The following is a 21,805-nucleotide window of genomic DNA, read 5'->3' on the forward strand; positions in this document are numbered from 1 at the left end:
GCCAGCCCCGTCGGCGGAGCCACGCCGACGGGCAATCCCGCCCGGGAACCTATCTGCCTTCCCATCGGTTGAATGCGTAAAGGTGACGTTTATGCGCCGCCGTACCGGGAAGGAAACACATGCGACATCTGATGACATCCGCCCTCTTGAGCGTCGGTCTGGCCAGTTCCCTGGCCGCCGCGCCATTTGCCGCAGGCCCTGTTAGCGCCTCCTCTGTCAACGCCCTGACCGCCGCGGATCACAGCGCGCAGCTCTGGCTGGCAAAGGACAATGGCAAGGGGCACGGCAAGGGTGCAAAAGCCGAAAAACCCGCCAAGGGCAACAAGGCCAAGGGCCATGGCAAGGACAAACAGGCCAGGGGCAAGGACAAGACCGGGGACATTGCAAAGGGCAAGCCGGACAAACCCGGGAAAGCCCACAAGCAACAGGCCAGGAACGACAAGCCGGACAAGGCACTGAAAGCGGGCAAAGGCAAGCTGCGCGGTGCCGACTGGGACAAGCGTGCGGAAGAGATCCTGCGCGTGAAGGCCCCGGCGGACCGCGACATGCTGACCCTTCTGGGTGGCGTTGCCCTTGCCCTGGCCGGTCCGCAACTGGTGGTCGCCGATACCCCGATCGAACAATTGATCACCTATCGCAACTGCCCCCCCGGCCTGGCCAAGAAGACCCCGGCCTGCGTGCCGCCCGGTCTGGCGAAACAGGGCGTGACCCAGGAGCAATGGCTCAGCTACGATGACGCGGAATACGACCGGCTCTGGCTGCGGCAGCGCGACGATTATCTGCGGCGCGGCCTGACCCCTTCGGAGAACCTGCTGTTGCAATCGGCGCAGATCGCGCGGCTTTTTGGTCTGGCCCCTGCCCCGAACGGTCAGCGCTATGCGCTGATCGACGGGATGCCGGTGCTGCTGGATCAGGAGGATTACACCGGCCTGCTGCTGATCAACGAATTGGCGCAGGTGGCCGATATCGGCAGCGGGCTGAACGTGGCGCCCACCGCCGCGCTGACCCAATATGAACTCAGCCGTCTGTACCGCCTGCCCGCCCCCGGACCGGACGTCAATTATGCGGTGCTGAACGGTCAGGTGATCCGGCTGAGCGACAGCCAGTACGAGACGTTGCAACTGATCCGGATTGCCCGCGCGGTGCTGTGAACCGGATTGTCGCGGCCGCCGGGAGGGCGGCGCACCGGGGGTTTCACACCCCCGGACCCCCGTGGTATATTTTTGGAACAATGAAGCCCGGGGTTATTCTGCCGCCACTTTCGCCCGCGCCTTGGTGAGCATCGGCTTGAGGTATTTGCCGGTGTAGCTTTCCGCCACCTCGGCCACGTCTTCCGGCGTACCCGTCGCCACCACACGGCCACCGCCATCGCCGCCCTCGGGGCCGATGTCGATGATATGGTCGGCTGTTTTCACCACATCGAGATTATGTTCGATCACGATGACGGAATTGCCCTGATCGACCAGTTCATGCAGCACTTCCAGCAGTTTGCGCACATCTTCGAAATGCAGCCCCGTGGTCGGTTCATCCAGGATATAGAGCGTGCGCCCGGTCGAGCGTTTGCTGAGCTCCTTGGAGAGTTTCACCCGCTGCGCCTCGCCGCCCGAAAGCGTCGTGGCCTGCTGGCCCACCTTGATATAGCCCAGACCCACCCGCATCAGCGCGTCCATCTTCTCGCGGATCGACGGCACCGCCTGAAAGAACGCCTGGGCGTCTTCCACGGTCATGTCCAGCACATCGGCGATGCTCTTGCCCTTGAATCTGATCTCAAGCGTCTCGCGGTTGTAGCGCGCGCCCTTGCAGGTCTCGCATTCCACATAGACATCCGGCAGGAAGTGCATCTCGATCTTGATCACCCCGTCACCCTGACAGGCCTCGCAGCGCCCGCCCTTGACGTTGAAGCTGAAGCGCCCCGGCTTGTAGCCGCGCGCCTTGGATTCGGGCAGGCCAGCGAACCAATCGCGGATCGGGGTGAAGGCCCCGGTGTAGGTTGCCGGATTCGAGCGTGGCGTGCGGCCAATCGGGCGCTGGTCGATGTCGATGACCTTGTCGAGGTGTTCCAGCCCCTTGATGGTCTCGCAGGGTGCGGGCGTCTGGCGCGCGCCATTGAGGTTCATCGAGGCGGTCTTGAACAGGGTTTCGATGGTCAGGGTGGATTTGCCGCCGCCTGACACGCCGGTGACGCAGACGAATTGCCCCAAAGGAAAATCCACCGTGACATTCTGCAGGTTGTTGCCGGTCGCCTTGACCACCTGCACTTTCTTTTTCTTGCCCTTGCGACGGGTTGCCGGGATCGGGATTTCGCGCTTGCCGGTCAGATATTGGCCGGTGATCGAATTGGGGTCCGCCGCCACCTGATCGGGCGTGCCATGGCTGACCACCTGCCCGCCGTGCACCCCGGCCCCCGGCCCGATGTCAAAGACATAATCCGCCTCGCGGATCGCTTCTTCGTCATGTTCCACCACGATCACGGTATTGCCCTGATCGCGCAGGTTCTTCAGCGTCTGCAAAAGCCGGTCATTGTCGCGCTGGTGCAGCCCGATGGAGGGTTCGTCAAGGACGTAGAGCACCCCGGTCAGACCGGAGCCGATCTGGCTGGCAAGCCGGATGCGCTGGCTTTCGCCGCCCGACAAGGTGCCGCTGGAGCGTGCCAGTGTCAGGTATTCAAGCCCCACGTTATTGAGGAACCCAAGCCGTTCGCGGATTTCCTTCAGGATGGCGCGGGCGATCTCGTTTTTCTGTGGGCTGAGCGCCGCCGGCACGGTGTTGCACCAGTCGAAGGCCTCGCGGATCGACATCTGCACCACCTGGCCTGCATGTTTCAGATCATCCGCCGGGCCGATCTTGACCGCCAGCGCCTCTGCGCGCAGGCGGTAGCCGCCGCAGGTGCCACAGGGGCGGTTGTTCTGATAGCGCTCGAATTCCTCGCGGATCCAGTTCGAATCCGTCTCGCGATAGCGGCGTTCCATGTTGGGGATCACCCCTTCGAAGACGCGCGTCACCTCATAGACGCGCCCGCCCTCGTCATAGCGGAACTTGATCTCTTCCTTGCCGGACCCGTAGAGGAACACCTGCTGCACCTGCTCGGGCAGGTCTTTCCAGCGGGTCTGCTGGTTGAAGTCGTAATGTTTCGCAATCGCCTCGATGGTCTGCTTGAAATAGGGGCTCTTGCCCTTGCGCCAGGGGGCCAGCGCGCCGTCATAGATCTTCAGGTTCTGGTCCGGTACCACCAGACGCTCGTCAAAGAACAGCTCAACCCCCAGCCCGTCGCAGGAGGGGCAGGCCCCGAAAGGCGCGTTGAAGGAAAACAGCCGCGGTTCGATTTCGGGAATGGTGAAGCCGCTGACCGGACAGGCGAATTTTTCGGAAAACGTATGGCGCTCGGGTTCCCCCTCTGCCGGAGCAGTTTCCAGGATCGCGATGCCATCGGCCAGATCAAGCGCTGTGCGCAGGGAATCGGCCAGCCGCGTCTCCAGCCCCTCGCGGACCACGATCCGGTCCACCACCACGTCGATGTCATGGCGGAACTTCTTGTCGAGCGTGGGCGGCGCGTCCAGCTCGTGGAAAGCGCCGTCGACCTTGACCCGCTGGAAGCCCTGCTTGCGCAGTTCGATGAATTCCTTGCGGTATTCGCCCTTGCGGTCGCGCACGATCGGGGCCAGCAGATAGGCGCGGGTCCCCTCCTCCATGGTCATGATCCGGTCCACCATGTCCTGCACCTGCTGCGCCTCGATCGGCTTGCCGGTCTCCGGGGAGTAGGGCGTGCCGACCCGCGCAAACAGCAGGCGCATGTAGTCATAGATCTCCGTCACCGTGCCGACGGTGGAGCGCGGATTCTTGCTGGTGGTCTTCTGTTCGATGGAAATCGCCGGGGACAGCCCGCTGATGTGATCCACATCGGGCTTCTGCATCATGTCGAGGAACTGCCGCGCATAGGCGCTGAGCGATTCGACATAGCGGCGCTGCCCTTCGGCATAGATCGTGTCGAAGGCGAGCGAGGATTTCCCCGAGCCGGAAAGCCCGGTGATAACAACCAGTTGGTCGCGCGGAATATCCACGTCGATGTTCTTGAGATTGTGTTCGCGCGCGCCGCGCACTTCGATATTTTTCAGCTCAGCCATACAGCACCCCGTTTCCCGGTTTCTACATAGGCGCGCACGCGGGATTCTCCAACGATAAAATAAGAACTAAAGAAGAACATTCAGGCGGCGCGGCGCTGCCCCAGCCACAGGTGGACCAGCAGCCCGGCCAGGAAAGCGCCCCCCGCCAGCACCGGCAGCGCGGCATAGCCCAGCCAGATCAACCCGGCGGCCATCACCGGCGTGCCGATGGTATTGCCCAGGTTGCCCATCTGCGCCATCGCCCCGTTCGCCCGGGCCTGGGAAGCTGCGGTATCGTTCAATTGTGCCACGGCGGCAAAGCTGGCGCCCTGGATCAACCCCATCGCGGCGGCCAGCGCCAGACAGGCCAGCGGCGCGCCCGGACTGGCCCAGAGCCAGAGTGCGGCGGCAAGCGATCCGGCGAATCCCAGTTCGACCACCCGCACCGCGGCGATCCGGCGCAGCAGCGCCACCCCGGCTGTCATCGACACCGCGATGCTGACCAGCGGCATGGCCCCCATGATCCAGCCGCGCAGTCCCGGATCCAGATAGGGCGGCAGAACCGTCAGGATGGAGACAAAGCTGAAGGTATAGAACAGCCAGCCCAGCCCCGCCGCGGATTGCCGCGGCGAGCGGTAGATCGCCACATGGTCCCGCAGCACCCGCAACAGCGAAAACACCGGCTGCGGCCCCTCGTCCGGCAGGCGGCGCAGGCGCGACGACAGATAGAGCGCACAGCCCGCCATATAGGCGCCATGGGCGGCAAAGACCGCCTGCGGCCCGTAGGCCAGCGCCAGCGGCCGCCCCAGAACCGCCAGCACCGCAAAGGCCACGCCAAAGAAGGTGCCCCAAAGGGTCAGGGTGAAGCCGCGGTCCTTTTCCGCGCTGATCTGCGCGATCAGCGTCGGGGCCGCCACGACAATCGCCAGATGCGAGGCGCCCTCGATCACCCGCGACACCAGCAACAGCGGCAGCGGTGGCAACAAAGACTGAAACAGCGACAGCACCGCCCCCAGCCACAGCGCCATCAGCAAAGCCCGGCGATAGCGGACCCGCGCCACCACCAGCCCGGCCACCACCCCCAGCAGGATGCCGACAAAGCCCACCAGCGACACGGCAAAACCCAGCGACGCCCCCGCCGCAGGATAGACCCCCGGCAGCATGTCGAAAATCACCGAGACCTTGCCATATTGCGCCGCAGCGCCCAGCCCCGCGGCCCAAAGCGCCAGGACCAGCGCAAAAGACGTCTGTTTCGCTGCCATCCGCCCCTCGCCTCAGACCTTCTGCGCCAGCGCCCAGGAACAGATCGGCATCTCAGGGTCGTTCCTGATGTCGTCGGTCTCTGCGTCATATTCCGGCGGCCAGCGCGCTTCGAGGTTGCGCATCGCCACATGCCGGTTGCCCCATTGCTCCGCATGGATGGCATCGGGCGCGAAACCGCCCTCGATCAACAGGTTCTTCAGCCCCCGCGCGCTCCAGCGCGAATTGTCCTGCGGGGCCGCATGCAGCGGCACGAAAAACGGCACCGCAACCCAGAAATATCCGCCCGGGCGCAACATGCGATGGATGTTGCGGGTGGCGGCATAGGGCCGGTCCAGATGTTCCCAGACCTGATTGGCAAGGATCAGGTCAAAGGTCAGCGGCACCCCCGCCGCATCGGTAAAGGGTTCACCGCAGACATCATACTCGGGATAGCGGAACTGGCTGTAGGATTTGAAATCGAACCTTTTGCCCCATTTGCCTGATATCTCTGCACAATCCAGATCCGAGGGACCCAGGGCATTGATCATCCGGCGGCTGGCCGGCTGCATGACGACACGATTGAGACTTACCATGCCCTGCTTATGCCACCGGCCCTGCGGCCCGTCCATAACAAGAGTCTGGCACAACAAGAGTCTGAACCGGGTCAAGGAGGCCGCAGGCCCCGCGCAGCGGCTTGTCCTTGAGGCGGTTCAGACTCGCAAAACCATCGAAACAGGTCGTTCAGGACGCATCGCGCCCTGAACACCTTCTCAGCAGAAAATTCACCCCCTCAAACCGCGCAACATCTGCCCCGAGGGGCTCAGGTCCGCAAGAAACGCCCATAGATCGTGTCGCGCGCAGCGCGTCCGTCAGATCACACCCCGGCGGGCTCACATGTGGATCACACGCCCATAGGCATCCAGCACCGCCTCATGCATCATCTCGCTCAGGGTCGGATGCGGGAAGACCGTGTTCATCAGGTCTTCCTCGGTGGTCTCCAGCTGGCGGCCCACCACATAGCCCTGGATAAGCTCGGTCACTTCCGCTCCCACCATATGCGCGCCCAGCAATTCGCCGGTCTTGGCGTCAAAGATGGTCTTGATCATCCCGCTTTCCTCTCCCAGCGCGATGGCCTTGCCATTGCCGATGAAAGGGAAACGGCCCACCTTGATGTCAAAGCCCAGCTCCTTGGCCTTTGCCTCCGTATAGCCCACCGATGCGACCTGCGGGTGGCAATAGGTGCAGCCCGCGATGCTTTCGGGTTTGACCGGATGCGGATGCCCGCCCGCGATCAGCTCGGCCACCATGACACCCTCATGGCTGGCCTTATGCGCCAGCCAGGGCGCCCCGGCGATGTCGCCGATGGCATAAAGCCCCTCGACCCCGGTGCGGCAATATTCATCGGTGACCACATGGGTGCGGTCCAGCTTCACGCCCAGGTCCTCCAGACCCAGCCCCTCCACATTGCCGACGATGCCCACGGCGGAAATCACCGTGTCGAATTCGTGTTTCTCGATCTTGCCGCCCACCTCGATATGGGCGGTCACCTTGTCACCGGCCCGGTCCAGCTGCTTGACCATGGCCTTCTGCATGATCTTCATGCCCTGTTTCTCAAAGGCCTTCTTGGCAAAGGCGGAAATCTCCGCATCCTCCACCGGCAAGACGCGGTCCATCACCTCGACCACGGTGGTGTCGGCCCCCAGGGTATTGTAGAAACTGGCAAATTCGATGCCGATGGCCCCGGAACCGATCACCAGCAGTTTTTTCGGCATATGTGCGGGCTGCAGCGCGTGCTTGTAGGTCCAGACCAGCTTGCCATCCGCCTCCAGCCCCGGCAGTTCGCGGGCCCGCGCACCGGTGGCCAGCACGATGTTCTTGGCGGTCAGTTCTTCGGTGCCCCCACCATTCTTTGCGTCGGTCTTGACGCTGACCTTGCCCTTGGCAGGCAATGTCGCCTCGCCCATCACCACAGTGATCTTGTTCTTCTTCATCAGGTGGCCGATCCCGCCCGACAATTGACCCGCCACCTTGCGCGAGCGTTTGACCACCGCGTCCAGATCATAACCGATGCCCTCGGCCTTCAGCCCGAATTCCTTGGCCCGGTGCATCAGGTGGAAGACTTCGGAAGAGCGCAGCAGCGCCTTGGTCGGGATGCAGCCCCAGTTCAGGCAGATGCCGCCCAGATGCTCGCGCTCGACAATCGCCACGGAAAGCCCCAGTTGCGCCCCCCGGATGGCGGCGACATAGCCACCGGGGCCCGCACCGATCACGATAAGATCAAAGGATTTTGCAGCCATTCTCGAGGTCCTCGCAATGTGACAGACAGATATAGTTTACCGTTAAACCACTTTTTGATCTGTCACAACCGCGAGAACTGAAAGTCGTCAGGCGACGGCGGATTCTGCCTGCAATTCGCGCAAAGTCTGCCCGTAGCCGCCATCGCTGACATAGGCGATCTCGCAGCTGGTGCCCGCACGCGACAGGGCCTCGTTGCGATAGGGGAACCGCCCGAACCGCCGGATCACCTCGCGATGCGCACGCGCATGCAGCAGGTTGTTCTCGCGGGTTTCGGGCATGCGTTCGCACATCAGCCGCACACAGCGGTCCTGATCACACAGATTCTCGGAATGCATCAGCGGCATGTAGAAGAACTGTCGTGCCGGTTCGTCGATCTTCAGGTCCCAGCCCCGCTCGATCGCGGATTTCGCTGCCGCAAGTGCGGCACGGTCGCTGGCAAAGGCTTTGGCCTGGCCCCGGAACATGTTGCGCGAGAACTGATCCATCAGGATGATGTAGGCCAATGCGCCCGAGGGATAGGTCAGCCAGAGCGAGAATTTGCCCTCGCAGGCCGCCTCCCATGTCGCCTCGAACCGGTCACGGATGGTGGCGTCCAGCGCATCGCTGGCCTCGTACCAGCCCTTGGGGCCAACTTCGTCCAGCCAGAACGAAAGTACTTCATCAGGGCCTTGCATGGATCACACTCCTCAGCTTGCACGCAATCTTGCGACCTATGGCAAGATCATCCCACCTTATGAACATCTTAACCCCAACGGCGACTCACGATTTATATCAATTGCGACATGTTTGCCGCGTTCAACTGTTGTTTTCGTCATCCTGCTCGCTTTCGATGGCATATTCCTGCGCATATTCGACGGCGACGGCCGTGGCTGTGGGGTATAGCGCGACATAGTTTCCGGTCTCGTCCACCGGCACGGCGGGACGGCGGGTGGCGCGGTAGGTGGCATAGACCGCCAGGATCACGAAGAGGACTGCCGTGAACAGATAAAACCCGCCCGGCCCCAGCGAGGTGCCCATCATCCAGCCGGTGATGATCGGCCCCAGGATGGCCCCCAGCCCGTTGATAAAGATCATCCCGCCAGAAGCTGCGGCCATGTCCTCATGTTCGAGAAAGTCGTTGGTATGGGCGATCAGCAGGGAATAGAGCGGGTTCGACATGCCGCCCACGATGAAGGCCGAGATCAGCAGCAGCCAGAACACATCGCCCAGCATCATCCCCATGACCGAGCCTGCCGCCCCGATGGCAGAGGTGATGACGATCAGCGTGCGCCGATCCATCCGGTCCGAGACCCAGCCGATGGGATATTGCAGCACCACCGAGCCGACAAAGAAGGTGGCCACGAAGGTCGAAATCTGCGCCACGCTCAGCCCCGCCTCCGCGCCATAGACCGGGGCCATGCCGAATTGCGCCGAGAAGACGCCGCCCAGCAGGAACATGCCAATGCAGCCCAGCGGCGAAAACCGTGCCAGTTCCCGCAGGCTCATGGGTTTGGTTGTATCGAAGGCCGGTGTCGGGCTAATCGTCAGCAGAATCGGCGTCACCGCCACGCTGACCAGCACCGAGGGGATCACGAAGAGCACATAGCCCGAAGGGTCCGCCGCCAGCAGCAGCGCCTGCGCCACGACGATGCCCAGCGTCTGCACGATCATGTAAAGCGACAGCGCCTGCCCCCGGTTGGAATTGTCGGCGGCATTGTTGAGCCAGCTTTCCGCCGTCACATAGACCGCGGAAAAGCAGAACCCGATCAGCACGCGCCCGATTGCCCAGAGCGGGACCGCCGGAAAGGTCGGATAGAGAATCATCACCGCCGAGATCAGCGAGGCAAGTGCCGCAAAGACCCGCACATGCCCGACCCTGCGGATCATGTGCGGCGCCAGCCGCGACCCGCCCAGAAAGCCCACGAAATAGGCCGACATGACAATGGACATCTCGAAGGTGGAAAAACCTTCAAGCGCGCCACGGATACCCAGCAGCGTGCCCTGCATCCCGTTGCCGACCATCAACAGGCACATGCCCAGCAAAAGCGCCCATGCGCTGGAAAGAACCTGTATCATCGCTGCGAATCCAATCTGCCGTTTGGCCCCTCCCTGAACCTCTTGGGCAGCGGCGTCACCCGGTTATACGACATTCAGGCGATTTTTTGCGAATCGTGTCACATGTCGGGCCGGAACCGCCCTTGTTGTCGATTGTCGCGCAAACCGACTCCTGGCGGCGCATTTGCTGAATCTTGTCACTGGGCCGTGCCAGGCAATTCCGACCCGGACCAGACCTTGGGCGTGGTATGGGGCAAGGTCAGGTGAGCGAACAAAGCGGCCGTGCCATTGGCGCGGTGCATACCCCCAAGCGCCTCCGCCCGGCGTCAGCCGGGCATCGCCCGACCTCCCCCCGGAGGGCGATTTTGCACCGTCAGCCAAGCCATGATCCGGTCTGCGGGCTGAAACGTTTCCCATCACATACAGGTCTGGAACGCCCTCCAGGTCGGGCGATGCCCGGCTGACGCCTCATGTCAATAAGGACTCTTTCCGGACCTTCGCTGCGACGCGTGTGAAGGTCAGGTGAGCGGAACAATGCTGCCGTCTGTCACTGGCTCCCAGGCCCGGAACAAGCCGAAGGCGCCGGGCCATCGCCTGCCCGCCGGTCGCACCGAAGGTGCGCCCTTGATAGACGGCATGCCTTTGGCATGACGGTAGGCGATTTGGTGAGGCTGGGTATTCCCTCGATGGAGTTCATCACGGTTGAGAAATAAAGTGGCATGAACCAAGGTAAGCATCGCCCACCCCGGGCAGGCGCTGGCCCGGCTAGCGCTTTGCGTCACTTCGGGCTCAATCCCGCCCGTCGCTGCAATTTTCACGCATGACCGCCCGGCCCCTGCCCCCGTCCTTCGGACGTAGCGCCGCACTCCGGGTCGGCGATGTGACGCAAAAGCCGGTTTTGCCTGGCACCTGGCACTTGTATCACTTTTGACCCGGAATGAGCAGGCTGGAATCCCCGTAGGAGAAGAACCGGTATTCTTGCGCGATTGCATGGTCATAGATGTCACGGATCGCCTGCGGCCCCATCAGCGCGGAGACCAGCATCATCAGGGTGGATTTCGGCAAATGGAAATTCGTCATCAGCGCATCCGCGACGTGAAAGCGAAAGCCCGGCGTGATGAAGATGTCGGTGTCGCCCTCCCAGGGCCTGATCTCGCCCTCCCGCGCCGCGGTCTCGATCAGCCGCAGGGCGGTTGTCCCCACCGGGATCACCCGGCCACCTGCCGCCTTTGTTGCGGCAATCTCCGATGCGGCCTCGGCGCTGACCTGTCCCCATTCGGCATGCATCTTGTGCCGGGTGATGTCATCCACCTTGACCGGCAGGAAGGTGCCCGCACCCACATGCAGCGTCACATGGGAAAAGCAGACGCCCCTGTCCGCCAGGGCCTCCAGCAGCGGCGCGTCGAAATGCAGCGATGCCGTGGGGGCCGCGACCGCCCCCGCATGGCGCGCCCAGATGGTCTGGTAATCCGTCCGGTCGCGGGCATCTGCCGGGCGTTTCGCCGCGATATAGGGCGGCAACGGCATCGCCCCCGCCGCGTTCAGCGCCGCGTCGAAATCCGCGCCCTTGCAGTTGAAGCGCAGATGGCCCTGCCCCTCGGCCACCGCTTCCAGCGTCGCGTGAAGTTCCGGGCTGAAATCCACCCGCTCCCCCACCTTGAGCTTGCGCAGCGGCTTGATCAGCGCGGCCCATGTGCCATCGGCGCGCGGCTCCAGCAGGGTGGCCTCGATCCGGGCGGTGACCTGGCCCTGCGCCGATTGGCGCACCCGGACCCCGGACAGCCGCGCCGGGATCACCCGGGTATCGTTCAGCACCAGCCGGTCGCCAGGGCGCAGCCAGTTGGTCAGGTCGGTCACCCGGCAATCGTGCAGCGCCGCCCCATCGGCCACCAGCAGACGCGCCGAAGACCGCGGCACGGCGGGCCGGGTCGCGATCAATGCCTCGGGCAGGTCGAAATCGAAATCTGACAGTTTCATGGTGCGCCTTTTTCCGGGCCGTCTATCGCCCCGGCGTGCGCCGGACAACGGGTTTTTGAGGTGGCTGCGGCACCCCCGGAGCCTGCGGCACCTTTGGCGGCGGGCGGCGAAAGATCTCGCGGAACATGCCGGGCGTCAGCGCCGACAGCGGGTTGACCCCGACACTGGGCTGTCTGGCCGGGCCCTTGAGCGTATAGTTGAACCCGATCAGCCCCTCGCCCTTGCGGGTCAGCACCGACCCGATGCCGTTGAGCAGATAGACCGGGGTGATCACCCCCTGCATGTCGATCACGCCGGAATCGAGCGCATAGATCCCGTCCATCGACAGGCCCATCGAGGCGCCGACGGCGCTGGCTTCGGTCAGGGTCAGCCGCTTTGGCGTCAGGCGGAACCTGCCCTCGACCTGATCGAAGTAGATGCCGTCCCCGTTCAACTCGTTGATCAGCCCCACCACGGAAATCGAGTTCAGCAGCGCCGCGATGCCCGGCGCATCCTTGACCCGCACATCCGTGACTTCAAGGGTGCCGTCAAAGGCCCCGCCGGTCCCTACCGGCAGCAGAGTCAGCGACAATTGCCCGCCCACCACCTGCCGCAGCAACCCGGCGGCGCGCAGCACCCCGCCCGCATCCGCCGATATCAGCCGCACGGCGGAACGTCCGTTCTGCGGCACGATCCGCCCCTCGACCGGGGTGCCGCCGTTCAGCCGGGCCTGGAAGGAACCGTCCAGCCCCCCCGCCGTGGCAAAATTGCCGCGCAGGTCGGTCAGGGCGATGGTATCGGTGATCTGCAACCGGTCCAGCCGGACCTGCATCGGCGGGCCGGGCGGGCCGCTGGCCTGTGCGCCGCCGCCGCCGCCACTGCCCAGATCGGCCTGCCGCATGTCCAGCACACCGCCGCGCAGCACCACCTGCACCGGCTTGCCCGCGCCCTGCCCGACAATGTCCACCGCCGCATCCAGCCATTCCCCCGCGCGCAGCCTGTCAAAGCTCAGCCGGTCCAGCGCCCCGCCTTCACGCAACCGCACCGCGCCCTCGGCACTCAGGCCGGGGCCGGAAATCGCCAGACGGTCCACGCGCGGCGTGGCACCCAGCTGCCCGGTCACGCGCAGCTTTCCGGCGCTGGCCGGGGGTTTGGCCCAGTTCAGCTGCGGCACCGACAGGCGCAGCCCCCGCAGATCGGATTGCAGATCGAACTCCGGCGCGCGGCCCTTCGGCAGGTCCACCTCCAGTTGCGCCTTTGTCTGCCCCGCGACAGTCCCGGGCGGCAGGGCGATCCCGAAGGCGTCCAGCGCCGCCTGATCCAGGCTGACCTCCGCGCGCAAACCGGCTGTCCCCTGCGCCTCTTCCGTTGCCGGCCCCGCCCCTATGGGCAGCACGAAACTGCCGTCAAAGCCTGCGCCGTCCAGTTCTCCCGCGCCGGTCAGGATCACCCGGTCATTGTCCACCACCACGTCGATTTCGGGGGCCGACAGCGCGCGACCTTTGACCAGAACGCTGCTGCTGACATCGCGCAGCTTGCCCGACACGTCGAAGACCACCTTGTCCTTGCTGCCTTTCTTGAGCGGCAGGGCGATCTGACCGCTCAGCGCGGCGCGCCCGCCTGCCAGATCGACCGGCAGATTGGCCTTGTCCATCACGTTCAGCGGCGCCCGGTTCAGCAGGGACAGCGCCGCGGTCACGCTCGCTTCGGCCTCCAGCCGGACAACCGCCGGGGCACCGTCGCGCACGCGCACATCGGGAATGATGAAGGAAGAAGCCCCGAGACGCACATCGCCGCCTTCATCCGCCGTGACCACCCCTTCATCCACGGCCGCCACCAGCCGGTTGTCCATCAGGCTGAAATGCCCCTTGCCCCCGGTCACCGGCGGCATGGTTTTCAGAAACTGCACATCGGCCCCGGCATAATCGAAACCCACATAGGTCTGCGGTGCCCTGCCCGGTGCCACCCGCAACGCCAGGTCAAGGTTGCTGACTTCCCCCTTGCGGACATTCTCCACCAGCCAGGTCCTGGTCTTGGGCTTCAGCCCCTCGGGCCAAAGCTGCAGCAGCCGCTCAGGTGTCAGCCCGTCCATCTGCCCGTCCAGCGCCACCCGCCAGCCGTCGGGCCGCGCCGAGAGCTTGCCATCCAGCAGCAGCGTCTTGCCCTGGTCGCTGATCTGCACCCGCCCCAATTGCAGGCGGAACGGGTTCAGCCGCATCTGGAAATCGAGGTCGGTTTCGGCCAGCCCGACAGGCGCGGGATAGATATCAGCCGGATTGGCGCGCAGATCGCGGATGGTGAACTGCCCGACCAGATCGCTCAGTTGGCCCTCCGGCGTCAGACCCAGGGTTGCGGTGCCGGAACTTTCCGCGCTGATCCATTTGCTGCGCAGACGCACATCGGCAAAGCGCAGCAGCGCCTCGGCGGGATCATAGCTGAAATAGCTGCGCGCGCCCTCAAAGGGGATCGGGCGGGTCCGCGCATTGGGCTGCACCACGCCCGCGCCGATCTGCAGGGTCGCGTTCAGCGGCATGAACTGCCCCGCATCGTTCAGTCCGCTGCGCACCGCGCCTGAAATCGGCGCGCGCAGCACCCCCAGCCAGGCAAAGGCAGGGCCCTGGGTTGCAATATCCTCGGCTGCGACGCCTTCGAAACTGACACCGAATTCGGCGGCGCTGGCACCGATGCGGCTGGAATAATTGGCCGACAGGGTCGCCACCCCGGCCCCGCCGCTGAGCAGCGCCAGATCCGCCGACAGCGCCAGCACCCCGGCCTCGCGCGACAACAGCAGCCGCCCGCCATCGACGGTCCAGCTGCGGCCCGCGCGCAGGTCGTCGAACTGCAGGGTCACGGCGCGCAGCTCCGCCTCGGTCAGCGCCTGCAAGGCCGGCCGCTGCAACACACCGTCAAGCTGGGCGATCAGCTGCGGCAGGGTCGCGGCCTCGCGGCTGAAGCTGCCCGGCCCCACGCCTGCACTCAGCGCCACCCGGCCCGCCGCATCCCGGCGCAGGGTCACCACCACCCCCGAGAGCGATATGGATTGCGGCTGCACGATCCCGTCCAGCAGCGGGCGCAGGGCAAAGCCGGTCTTGAACTCCGTCAGGCTGAGGATCTCGGCCCCTTCGGGCGTGCTGATGGCGACATTGCGCAGGCGCACGCGCGGATGCCAGCCTTCCTCCACCACCAGCTCCGCCTCGCCCAGAGAGACCCTGACCTGGGGCAGCTCACGCGCGATCCGCGCCTCGATCCGCTCCTGCAGCCAGCCGGGCGCGCGCAGGGGCTGGCCCATCGACAGCCACAGCGCCCCCACCAGCGCCCCGGCGGCAAGGCTCAGCAGCAGGATCGACCACAGGCCGAAACGCGCCACATGCTGATGCGGCTTGCGTCTGGGGCGGGGCGTGTCGGGTTTGCTCATCTGTGTCCCAAATCGGCCGGCCCTCTTGGCACGCGCCTGAATTGGCCTAGTATGACAGCCCGACATCCTGCATCCAAGTGAAAGAGACGTGATCCATGCCCGAGATTTCCGAGCAAGCACCAGACTTTACCCTTCCTGTGACCGGCGGCGGCGAGGTGACCCTCTCTGACCTGCGCGGCAAACCTGTTGTGCTGTTCTTCTACCCGCGCGACGACACACCGGGCTGCACCACGGAAAGCATCGGCTTCTCGGCAAACCTGTCGGACTTCGAGGCGGCAGGCGCAAAGGTCTTCGGCATTTCCCGCGATACCATGGCCAAGCACGACAAATTCGTGGCCAAACATGCGCTGACCGTGCCGCTGCTGTCGGATGAACAGGGCGACGTGACCGAGGCCTATGGCGTCTGGGTCGAGAAAAACATGTACGGCAAGAAATCCATGGGCATCGAACGCGCGACCTATCTGATCGGCGCCGACGGCAGGATCGCGCAGGTCTGGCGCAAGGTCAAAGTGCCCGGCCATGTGGAGGCGGTGCTGGAGGCGGCGCGCGCCCTGTGATCGCCCTTGCCCAGATGGCCGAAGCAGTGCTGCGCTGTGCCGATGGCCGCGAAAAGACCGCCCTGTCGCGCCGCCATGCGGCGGCGTGGCAGGCCGCCCGCGCGGCGGGCGAGACGCCTGAAATCGGCCATGCCGACCCGCCGCTGCACCCTGCCCGGCCCGCCGCGCCCGAATTGCTCAGCCCGCGCGACGTGCCGCGCCGCCGCCCCGGCACGCCCGAGGGGCGCATCGCCCTGCTGCATGCCGTCGCCCATATCGAATTGAACGCGGTGGACCTGCACTGGGACATCATCGCGCGGTTCACCGACACCCGCCTGCCGATGGGGTTCTACGACGACTGGGTCAAGGCGGCGGATGAGGAATCCAAACATTTCAACCTGATGTGCGATTGCCTTGAAGAAATGGGCAGCCATTACGGCGCGCTGCCCGCCCATGCGGGCATGTGGCGCGCGGCAGAGGATACGGTGGATGACCTGATGGGCCGGCTGGCGGTTGTGCCCATGGTGCTTGAGGCCCGCGGCCTGGACGTGACCCCCGGCATGATCAAGATCTTCAAACAGGCCAAAGCTGACAGCGCCGTGGCCGCGCTTGAGACGATCTATGCCGAGGAAGTGGCCCATGTCGCCTATGGGTCCAAGTGGTTTCACTTTCTCTGCGGGCGCTTCGACGAAGACCCCAAGGAACGGTTTCACAGCCTTGTGCGGACCTACTTCCACGGCGATCTGAAACCCCCGTTCAACGAGGAAAAACGCGCCGAAGCGGGCATTCCCCCGGACTTCTACTGGCCGCTGACCGCCTCGGGCTGAGACGCTCAACTTCAACACAAATCGTCAAGCTCTTGGTATCGGCGGATTTTTGCCAATATACCGCATTCCGGTGAAATGCCGCCGCCGGACAGGTCAACAGGGTTGCCCCAAGGTCACAGTGTAGCTAAGAAAATCTGAATTCGGGCGCGTATGGGGATTACCGCGCCCGTTTTGGGACGGAAAAAGGAATATACATTGCGCTCTACGCTTGCCATCAAGGTCCATGCGACGCTGGAGAAGTACTTTCCCGAACGTCGCGTGTTTCTCAAATCCGACAGTGACACGCGCTTTATCCGCCTGCGTCCCGGCACCCAGATCATCGCCTTTGCCGGCTGCGCCGCCGTCGTTGCCTGGGCCATCGTCGCCACCGCCATCCTGCTGATGGACAGCATCGGGTCGGGCAACTTCCGCGAACAGGCCAAGCGCGATCAGCGCACCTACCAGGCCCGTCTGAACGATCTTTCCGCACAGCGCGATGGCCGCGCCGAAGAGGCGCTGGCCGCCCAGAACCGGTTCAACGCAGCACTCAAGCAGATTTCCACGATGCAGTCCGAGCTGCTGGAATCCGAAACCCGCCGCCGCGAGCTGGAAACCGGAATCGACGTGATCCAGTCCACCCTGCGCGACACCATGAAAGAACGTCAGGACGCCCGCGCCCAGCTTGCCGCGCTTGAGGGGTCGCTGGCCGAAGGCGGCACCGGCGTCGTGCAGGCCGCCGCCTCCAGCGCCCCCATCGAATTTCTGGCCGAAGCACTGGCCGAGACTGCCAAGGAACGCGATCAGGTGATCGTCGATGCACAGGACGCGCTGTTGCAGGCCGACGAAATGGCCCAGCAGATCGCCCTGATGAAAGACCAGAACGACGCGATTTTCCGCCAGCTCGAAGAGGCGATGACCGTTTCCGTCGCCCCGCTGGACAAGATGTTCCGCAATGCGGGCATGTCCACCGACAGCATCCTGGCCACCGTCAAGCGCGGCTATTCCGGCCAGGGTGGCCCGATGACGCCGCTCTCCTTTACCACCCGGGGCGAGGAGCCCTCCCCCGACACGCTGCGCGCCAACCGTCTGCTGAACCAGATGGACCGGCTGAACCTCTACCGGATCGCGGCGCAGAAAGCGCCCTTTGCCAAACCGGTCAAATCCGCCTTTCGCTTCACCAGCCAGTTCGGCTATCGCCGCGATCCCAAGACCGGCGGCCGGCGGATGCATTCCGGCGTCGATTTCGCCGCCGGGATCGGCACGCCGCTTTATGCCACTGCGGATGGCGTGGTCACCCATGCGGGCTGGCAGTCCGGCTATGGCCGTCTGGTCAAGATCCAGCATGAGTTCGGGATCGAGACCCGCTATGCCCATCAGTCGCGCATTCGCGTGAAGGTCGGACAAAGGGTCTCGCGCGGGCAGCACATTGGTGATATGGGAGCATCCGGACGTGTCACCGGCGTTCATCTGCACTATGAAGTCCGAGTCGGCGGCAAAGCTGTTAACCCCATGATCTATATCAAGGCTGCAAACGATGTTTTCTAAGAGCAAAATCAACGATCCCGCCCCGAACAAGGATGCCGAAAGCCAGCGCCAGGCGACACCGCAGGCCCCGGCGCAGTCCACGCCTGCCCAGCCCAAGCCCAACGAGTTCAAGGCATCGGCGCCCAAGGCGAAACCCCCGGCCTCGGTCCTGTCCTCCGATCTGCATGTGACCGGCAACATGAAGACCACGGGCGATATCAACGTCGAAGGCACCGTGGAGGGCGACATCCGCGCGCATCTGCTGACCATCGGCGAAACCGCGACCATCAAGGGTGAAGTGGTTGCCGATGATGTGGTGATCAACGGCCGTATCGTGGGCCGCGTGCGCGGCCTCAAGGTCCGCCTGACCTCGACCGCACGGGTCGAAGGCGACATCATCCACAAGACCATCGCGATTGAATCCGGCGCGCATTTCGAAGGCTCCGTCCAGCGTCAGGACGACCCGCTGAACCCCGGTGCCAAGAACGCACCGACCCAGAAGCCGAACCCCGCCTCCTGAGGCATCGGCATCCCGGTTTCAAAGGGCGTCGCAGATTGCGGCGCCTTTTTGCTTTTGGGGGGTGATGTGGGATTGGCTGTACGGGCCGAAGCCCCGATTAACCACAACGCCCGGACGCCCCGCGCCCGACCCGCGCCCACCCCGCCCGGCGCAAGCCGGGCATCGCCCGACCTCCCCCCGGAGGGCGATTTTGCAGCCTCTGCCAAACCATGACCGGCCTGCGGGCTGAGATGTTCCCTACCACACTTAAGTTCGGAACGCCCTCCAGGTCGGGCGATACCCGGCTTGCGCCCCACGACACGTTGATCTCAGAACCACCCTTCACCGCATCCACCTCCCCAAACGCAAAAGGGCGGACCAAACGGCCCGCCCCTTGCTTTGCCTGCAGCACAGATCACTCGGTCACGGTGACCTTGCGCATCACGTCCGGCGTACCCTCGACAGCGCCATTGCCGCCGGTGCCGCGTTTGATCGCGTCCACCACGTCCTGGCCGCCGGTCACCCGGCCGACCACGGTGTATTGGCCGTTCAGGAAATGCCCCTCATCGAACATGATGAAGAACTGGCTGTTGGCCGAATCCGGGTTCTGCGCCCGGGCCATGCCCACGACACCCTTGTCAAAAGGCGTGTCGGAGAACTCGGCCGGCACGTCCGGCATGTCGGAGCCGCCCATGCCCGCGCGGGACATGTCGCCGCCTTCCTTGCCGAATTCCACATCGCCGGTCTGCGCCATGAAACCGTCAATCACCCGGTGGAACACGACGCCGTCATAGGCCCCCTGCTCTGCCAGCGTGGTGATGCGCTCCACATGCTGGGGTGCGAGGTCCTCCAGCAGGTCGATGGTCACGGTGCCATTGGCCTCGCCCTCGACCACGATTTCAAGCCCGGTGGCCAGCGCGGGGCCGGCGGCAAGGGTGGCGCACAGGCCGCAGAGGATCAGTTTACGCATCCGCGGCAACCTTGACGCTGATCATGCGGTCCGGCTGGGCGGGCGGCTCGCCCTTGGCGATGGCATCCACATGCTCCATCCCCGACACCACCTGACCGTAAACGGTATACTGGCCGTTCAGGAAATCATTGTCCTTGAAGTTGATGAAGAACTGGCTGTTGGCACTGTCGGGATTGGCCGAACGCGCCGCGCCCAGCGAGCCGCGCGCATGCGGCACCTTGGAGAATTCGGCAGGCACATTGCCCAGATCGGACCCGCCGGTGCCTGCCATCCGCAGGTTGAAACCGTCTTCCATGTTGCCATGTTCCACATCGCCGGTCTGGGCCATGAACCCGTCGATCACCCGATGGAAACAGACGTTGTCATATTTGCCCGCCCGGGCCAGTTCCTTCATCCGCGCGACGTGCTTGGGGGCGACATCCGGCAGCAGTTCGATGGTCACGGTGCCACCTTTCAGCTCCATCAGGATCGTATTTTCGGGGTCTTTGATCTCAGCCATGCGGGTCTCCTTCGCAAAATTGGTTGAGCGATACCTAAGGTCGATTGTGCCGATTGCCAAGCAGATGCATTGACCCCCGCGCCTGATATGGCAAAAGACAGCCAGCATATTTGAAACCGGAGGCACGGCATGGGCTGGAAGACATTGGACGACATGGAACTCGGCGGCAGGACAGTGCTGGTGCGCGTCGACATCAATGTGCCGGTGGAGGATGGCCGCGTCACCGATGCCACCCGCATCGAACGGATCGTGCCCACCGTCGCGGATATCCTTGCCGCGGGCGGCAAGCCCCTGCTGCTGGCGCATTTCGGCCGCCCCAAGGGCAAGGTGGTGCCGGAGATGTCGCTGAAACCGCTGCTGCCCGCGCTTGAGGGCGCGCTGGGACGTTCCGTCGCCCTGATCGACAGCCTTGAGACCGCCGAGCAAGGGCTGAACGCGGACGCCGATGTGCTGCTGCTGGAAAACATCCGCTTCTACCCCGGGGAAGAGTCCAATGACGAAGGCTTCGCCCGCCGCCTCGCCGCGCTGGGGGACATCTATTGCAACGATGCCTTTTCCGCCGCGCACCGCGCCCATGCCTCGACCGAGGCGCTGGCGCGGCTGCTGCCCGCCTGCGCAGGCCGTCTGATGCAGGCCGAGCTGAGCGCGCTGGAAGCCGCCCTTGCCACCCCGGAACGCCCGGTGGGCGCGGTGGTGGGCGGGGCCAAGGTCTCGACCAAGATCGAATTGCTGGAGAACCTCGTGAACCGGCTCGATGTGCTGGTGATCGGCGGCGGCATGGCCAATACATTTCTTGCAGCCCTTGGTGCCGACATGGGCGCATCGCTGAAAGAACCGGATTTCTACGGCACCGCCAGGGACATCCTGGCGCAGGCGGACAAGGCCGGATGCCGGGTGATCCTGCCGGTCGACGGGCTGGTGGCGCGCGCATTCGCCGAAGGGGCCGCGCATGAGGTCATGGCCCTGGGCCCGGATGCAAAACTGGCAGCGGACCAGATGGTGCTGGATGCGGGCCCGGAAAGCATCGCCGTGCTGCAAGCGGCCTTTGCCGGGCTGAAGACCCTGATCTGGAACGGCCCGATGGGCGCCTTTGAAATCGCCCCCTTCGACACCGCCACCGTTGCCGCCGCACAGGCCGCCGCGCGCCAGACCCGTGCCGGCACGCTGATCTCCGTCGCGGGCGGCGGTGACACCGTTGCCGCCCTCAACCAGGCCGGTGTGGCCGATGATTTCACCTATATCTCCACCGCCGGGGGCGCATTCCTGGAATGGATGGAAGGCAAGGAACTGCCCGGCGTCGCGGCGCTGAACAGCTGAAACAGGCATTCGGCGGCCAATCCCGCCGCCCTGCCCCCGGTGTTGCCCGTGCAATGACCGGTATATTCATGTCAAAAAACTGATCTGCGCACACAGAGGGGATTCCATTGGCGAATCACCTGTGTCATACTCCCGTCACGTCCACCAAGAGACGAATTGAGGCAGACCAGATGACACGCACCGCACGCCCGGCTTTCGGCACATTGCTGTTCTTTGCGATTGCATTCGCGCTCAGCCTCTATTTCACCTTTGCCGCCGTCCAGGGCGATTACGGCCTGTTCCGCCGCGCCGAAATCCTTGCCGAAAGCCAGGAGTTGCGCAGCCAGCTGTCCACAGTACGCATGGATGTGGCGCGTATGGAGAACCTGACCAAGCGCATGTCGGACGATTACCTGGACCTGGATCTGGTCGACGAACAGGTGCGCCGGGTGCTCGGCATGGTGCGCCCTGATGAAATTGTAATCAGATAAGCCTCAAACGCACGGATTTTCGCCCGGTTGCACGCGTGCAGAAAACCGCTCTACACTTCTGTCACCGAATCCGCTACAGAATAGTTTAACGCTAAACTAATTGCGCAGCCCGCCACCCGCGCGCACTGAGGAGATGCCC

Annotated in this window: 17 protein-coding genes; 7 read left to right on the forward strand and 10 right to left on the reverse strand. The window is 64.3% G+C overall.

The annotated features are described in order from the left end of the window. Positions 1-119 precede the first annotated feature (119 nt). Positions 120-1,151: a hypothetical protein gene (locus O4H53_RS13015; RefSeq protein WP_269364286.1), complete on the forward strand. Its 1,032-nt coding sequence runs from the start codon at positions 120-122 to the stop codon at positions 1,149-1,151. 93 nt (positions 1,152-1,244) lie between these two features. Here O4H53_RS13015 and uvrA read toward each other — a convergent pair whose 3' ends face one another. The 8 genes from uvrA to O4H53_RS13055 all read right to left on the reverse strand — a co-directional run bounded on the left by uvrA (position 1,245) and on the right by O4H53_RS13055 (position 15,045). Beyond that, positions 1,245-4,121, reverse strand: coding sequence for an excinuclease ABC subunit UvrA (gene uvrA, locus O4H53_RS13020; RefSeq protein WP_269364288.1), 2,877 nt, complete (start codon positions 4,119-4,121; stop codon positions 1,245-1,247). An 80-nt stretch (positions 4,122-4,201) separates the two neighbouring features. Continuing rightward, positions 4,202-5,362: an MFS transporter gene (locus tag O4H53_RS13025; protein ID WP_269364290.1), complete on the reverse strand. Its 1,161-nt coding sequence runs from the start codon at positions 5,360-5,362 to the stop codon at positions 4,202-4,204. A gap of 12 nt (positions 5,363-5,374) precedes the next feature. After that, on the reverse strand, positions 5,375-5,935 hold the full coding sequence (locus O4H53_RS13030; protein WP_269364292.1) for a methyltransferase domain-containing protein: 561 nt from the start codon (positions 5,933-5,935) through the stop codon (positions 5,375-5,377). A gap of 297 nt (positions 5,936-6,232) precedes the next feature. Beyond that, positions 6,233-7,639 (reverse strand): dihydrolipoyl dehydrogenase, encoded by a 1,407-nt coding sequence (lpdA, locus tag O4H53_RS13035; RefSeq protein WP_269364294.1) that lies wholly within the window; start codon positions 7,637-7,639, stop codon positions 6,233-6,235. Positions 7,640-7,726: 87 nt separating this feature from the next. Then, on the reverse strand, positions 7,727-8,314 hold the full coding sequence (locus tag O4H53_RS13040; RefSeq protein ID WP_269364296.1) for a DUF924 family protein: 588 nt from the start codon (positions 8,312-8,314) through the stop codon (positions 7,727-7,729). A 121-nt stretch (positions 8,315-8,435) separates the two neighbouring features. After that, positions 8,436-9,695 (reverse strand): MFS transporter, encoded by a 1,260-nt coding sequence (locus O4H53_RS13045; protein ID WP_269364297.1) that lies wholly within the window; start codon positions 9,693-9,695, stop codon positions 8,436-8,438. A gap of 900 nt (positions 9,696-10,595) precedes the next feature. Beyond that, entirely contained in the window at positions 10,596-11,651 is a 1,056-nt protein-coding gene (gene queA / locus O4H53_RS13050) for a tRNA preQ1(34) S-adenosylmethionine ribosyltransferase-isomerase QueA (RefSeq protein WP_269364298.1), read from the reverse strand. Positions 11,652-11,673: 22 nt separating this feature from the next. Beyond that, entirely contained in the window at positions 11,674-15,045 is a 3,372-nt protein-coding gene (locus tag O4H53_RS13055) for a YhdP family protein (protein WP_269364300.1), read from the reverse strand. Between the two features lie 95 nt (positions 15,046-15,140). Here O4H53_RS13055 and O4H53_RS13060 point away from each other — a divergent pair, with 95 nt between their 5' ends. From O4H53_RS13060 to O4H53_RS13075, 4 genes are all read left to right on the forward strand, one after another. Continuing rightward, entirely contained in the window at positions 15,141-15,602 is a 462-nt protein-coding gene (locus tag O4H53_RS13060) for a peroxiredoxin (protein WP_269364301.1), read from the forward strand. After that, a complete protein-coding gene (locus O4H53_RS13065) occupies positions 15,599-16,408 on the forward strand; it encodes a ferritin-like domain-containing protein (RefSeq protein WP_269364302.1) in 810 nt (269 codons plus the stop codon). The genes O4H53_RS13060 and O4H53_RS13065 overlap by 4 nt, the downstream gene beginning before the upstream one ends. Before the next feature lie 195 nt (positions 16,409-16,603). Then, positions 16,604-17,932 (forward strand): M23 family metallopeptidase, encoded by a 1,329-nt coding sequence (locus tag O4H53_RS13070; RefSeq protein ID WP_269364303.1) that lies wholly within the window; start codon positions 16,604-16,606, stop codon positions 17,930-17,932. After that, positions 17,922-18,431, forward strand: coding sequence for a bactofilin family protein (locus O4H53_RS13075; RefSeq protein ID WP_114273259.1), 510 nt, complete (start codon positions 17,922-17,924; stop codon positions 18,429-18,431). The genes O4H53_RS13070 and O4H53_RS13075 overlap by 11 nt, the downstream gene beginning before the upstream one ends. Before the next feature lie 394 nt (positions 18,432-18,825). On the opposite strand, the gene O4H53_RS13080 is transcribed toward O4H53_RS13075, so the two are convergent. Both O4H53_RS13080 and O4H53_RS13085 read right to left on the reverse strand, forming a co-directional pair. Continuing rightward, positions 18,826-19,380, reverse strand: a complete 555-nt coding sequence (locus O4H53_RS13080; protein ID WP_269364307.1) for a peptidylprolyl isomerase — start codon at positions 19,378-19,380, stop codon at positions 18,826-18,828. Then, positions 19,373-19,879: a peptidylprolyl isomerase gene (locus O4H53_RS13085; protein ID WP_114273261.1), complete on the reverse strand. Its 507-nt coding sequence runs from the start codon at positions 19,877-19,879 to the stop codon at positions 19,373-19,375. The genes O4H53_RS13080 and O4H53_RS13085 overlap by 8 nt, the downstream gene beginning before the upstream one ends. Positions 19,880-20,008: 129 nt before the next feature. Here O4H53_RS13085 and O4H53_RS13090 point away from each other — a divergent pair, with 129 nt between their 5' ends. Both O4H53_RS13090 and O4H53_RS13095 read left to right on the forward strand, forming a co-directional pair. Further along, complete coding sequence (locus O4H53_RS13090; protein ID WP_269364309.1) at positions 20,009-21,196, forward strand: phosphoglycerate kinase; 1,188 nt, start codon at positions 20,009-20,011, stop codon at positions 21,194-21,196. A gap of 170 nt (positions 21,197-21,366) precedes the next feature. Then, entirely contained in the window at positions 21,367-21,666 is a 300-nt protein-coding gene (locus tag O4H53_RS13095) for an FtsB family cell division protein (protein ID WP_114273264.1), read from the forward strand. The last annotated feature ends 139 nt before the right edge of the window (positions 21,667-21,805 follow it).

Source organism: Sulfitobacter sp. G21635-S1 (assembly GCF_027213915.1).
Taxonomy (GTDB): domain Bacteria; phylum Pseudomonadota; class Alphaproteobacteria; order Rhodobacterales; family Rhodobacteraceae; genus Sulfitobacter.

What these genes read in the sequence shown, in the direction of transcription:
- O4H53_RS13030 (WP_269364292.1), bottom strand. Translation starts at nt 5,935, where the DNA reads ATGGTAAGTCTCAATCGTGTCGTCATGCAGCCGGCCAGCCGCCGGATG.
- queA (WP_269364298.1), bottom strand. Translation starts at nt 11,651, where the DNA reads ATGAAACTGTCAGATTTCGATTTCGACCTGCCCGAGGCATTGATCGCG.
- lpdA (WP_269364294.1), bottom strand. Translation starts at nt 7,639, where the DNA reads ATGGCTGCAAAATCCTTTGATCTTATCGTGATCGGTGCGGGCCCCGGT.
- O4H53_RS13085 (WP_114273261.1), bottom strand. Translation starts at nt 19,879, where the DNA reads ATGGCTGAGATCAAAGACCCCGAAAATACGATCCTGATGGAGCTGAAA.
- O4H53_RS13055 (WP_269364300.1), bottom strand. Translation starts at nt 15,045, where the DNA reads ATGAGCAAACCCGACACGCCCCGCCCCAGACGCAAGCCGCATCAGCAT.
- O4H53_RS13075 (WP_114273259.1), top strand. Translation starts at nt 17,922, where the DNA reads ATGTTTTCTAAGAGCAAAATCAACGATCCCGCCCCGAACAAGGATGCC.
- O4H53_RS13045 (WP_269364297.1), bottom strand. Translation starts at nt 9,695, where the DNA reads ATGATACAGGTTCTTTCCAGCGCATGGGCGCTTTTGCTGGGCATGTGC.
- O4H53_RS13040 (WP_269364296.1), bottom strand. Translation starts at nt 8,314, where the DNA reads ATGCAAGGCCCTGATGAAGTACTTTCGTTCTGGCTGGACGAAGTTGGC.
- O4H53_RS13090 (WP_269364309.1), top strand. Translation starts at nt 20,009, where the DNA reads ATGGGCTGGAAGACATTGGACGACATGGAACTCGGCGGCAGGACAGTG.
- O4H53_RS13060 (WP_269364301.1), top strand. Translation starts at nt 15,141, where the DNA reads ATGCCCGAGATTTCCGAGCAAGCACCAGACTTTACCCTTCCTGTGACC.
- O4H53_RS13095 (WP_114273264.1), top strand. Translation starts at nt 21,367, where the DNA reads ATGACACGCACCGCACGCCCGGCTTTCGGCACATTGCTGTTCTTTGCG.
- O4H53_RS13015 (WP_269364286.1), top strand. Translation starts at nt 120, where the DNA reads ATGCGACATCTGATGACATCCGCCCTCTTGAGCGTCGGTCTGGCCAGT.
- O4H53_RS13080 (WP_269364307.1), bottom strand. Translation starts at nt 19,380, where the DNA reads ATGCGTAAACTGATCCTCTGCGGCCTGTGCGCCACCCTTGCCGCCGGC.
- O4H53_RS13025 (WP_269364290.1), bottom strand. Translation starts at nt 5,362, where the DNA reads ATGGCAGCGAAACAGACGTCTTTTGCGCTGGTCCTGGCGCTTTGGGCC.
- uvrA (WP_269364288.1), bottom strand. Translation starts at nt 4,121, where the DNA reads ATGGCTGAGCTGAAAAATATCGAAGTGCGCGGCGCGCGCGAACACAAT.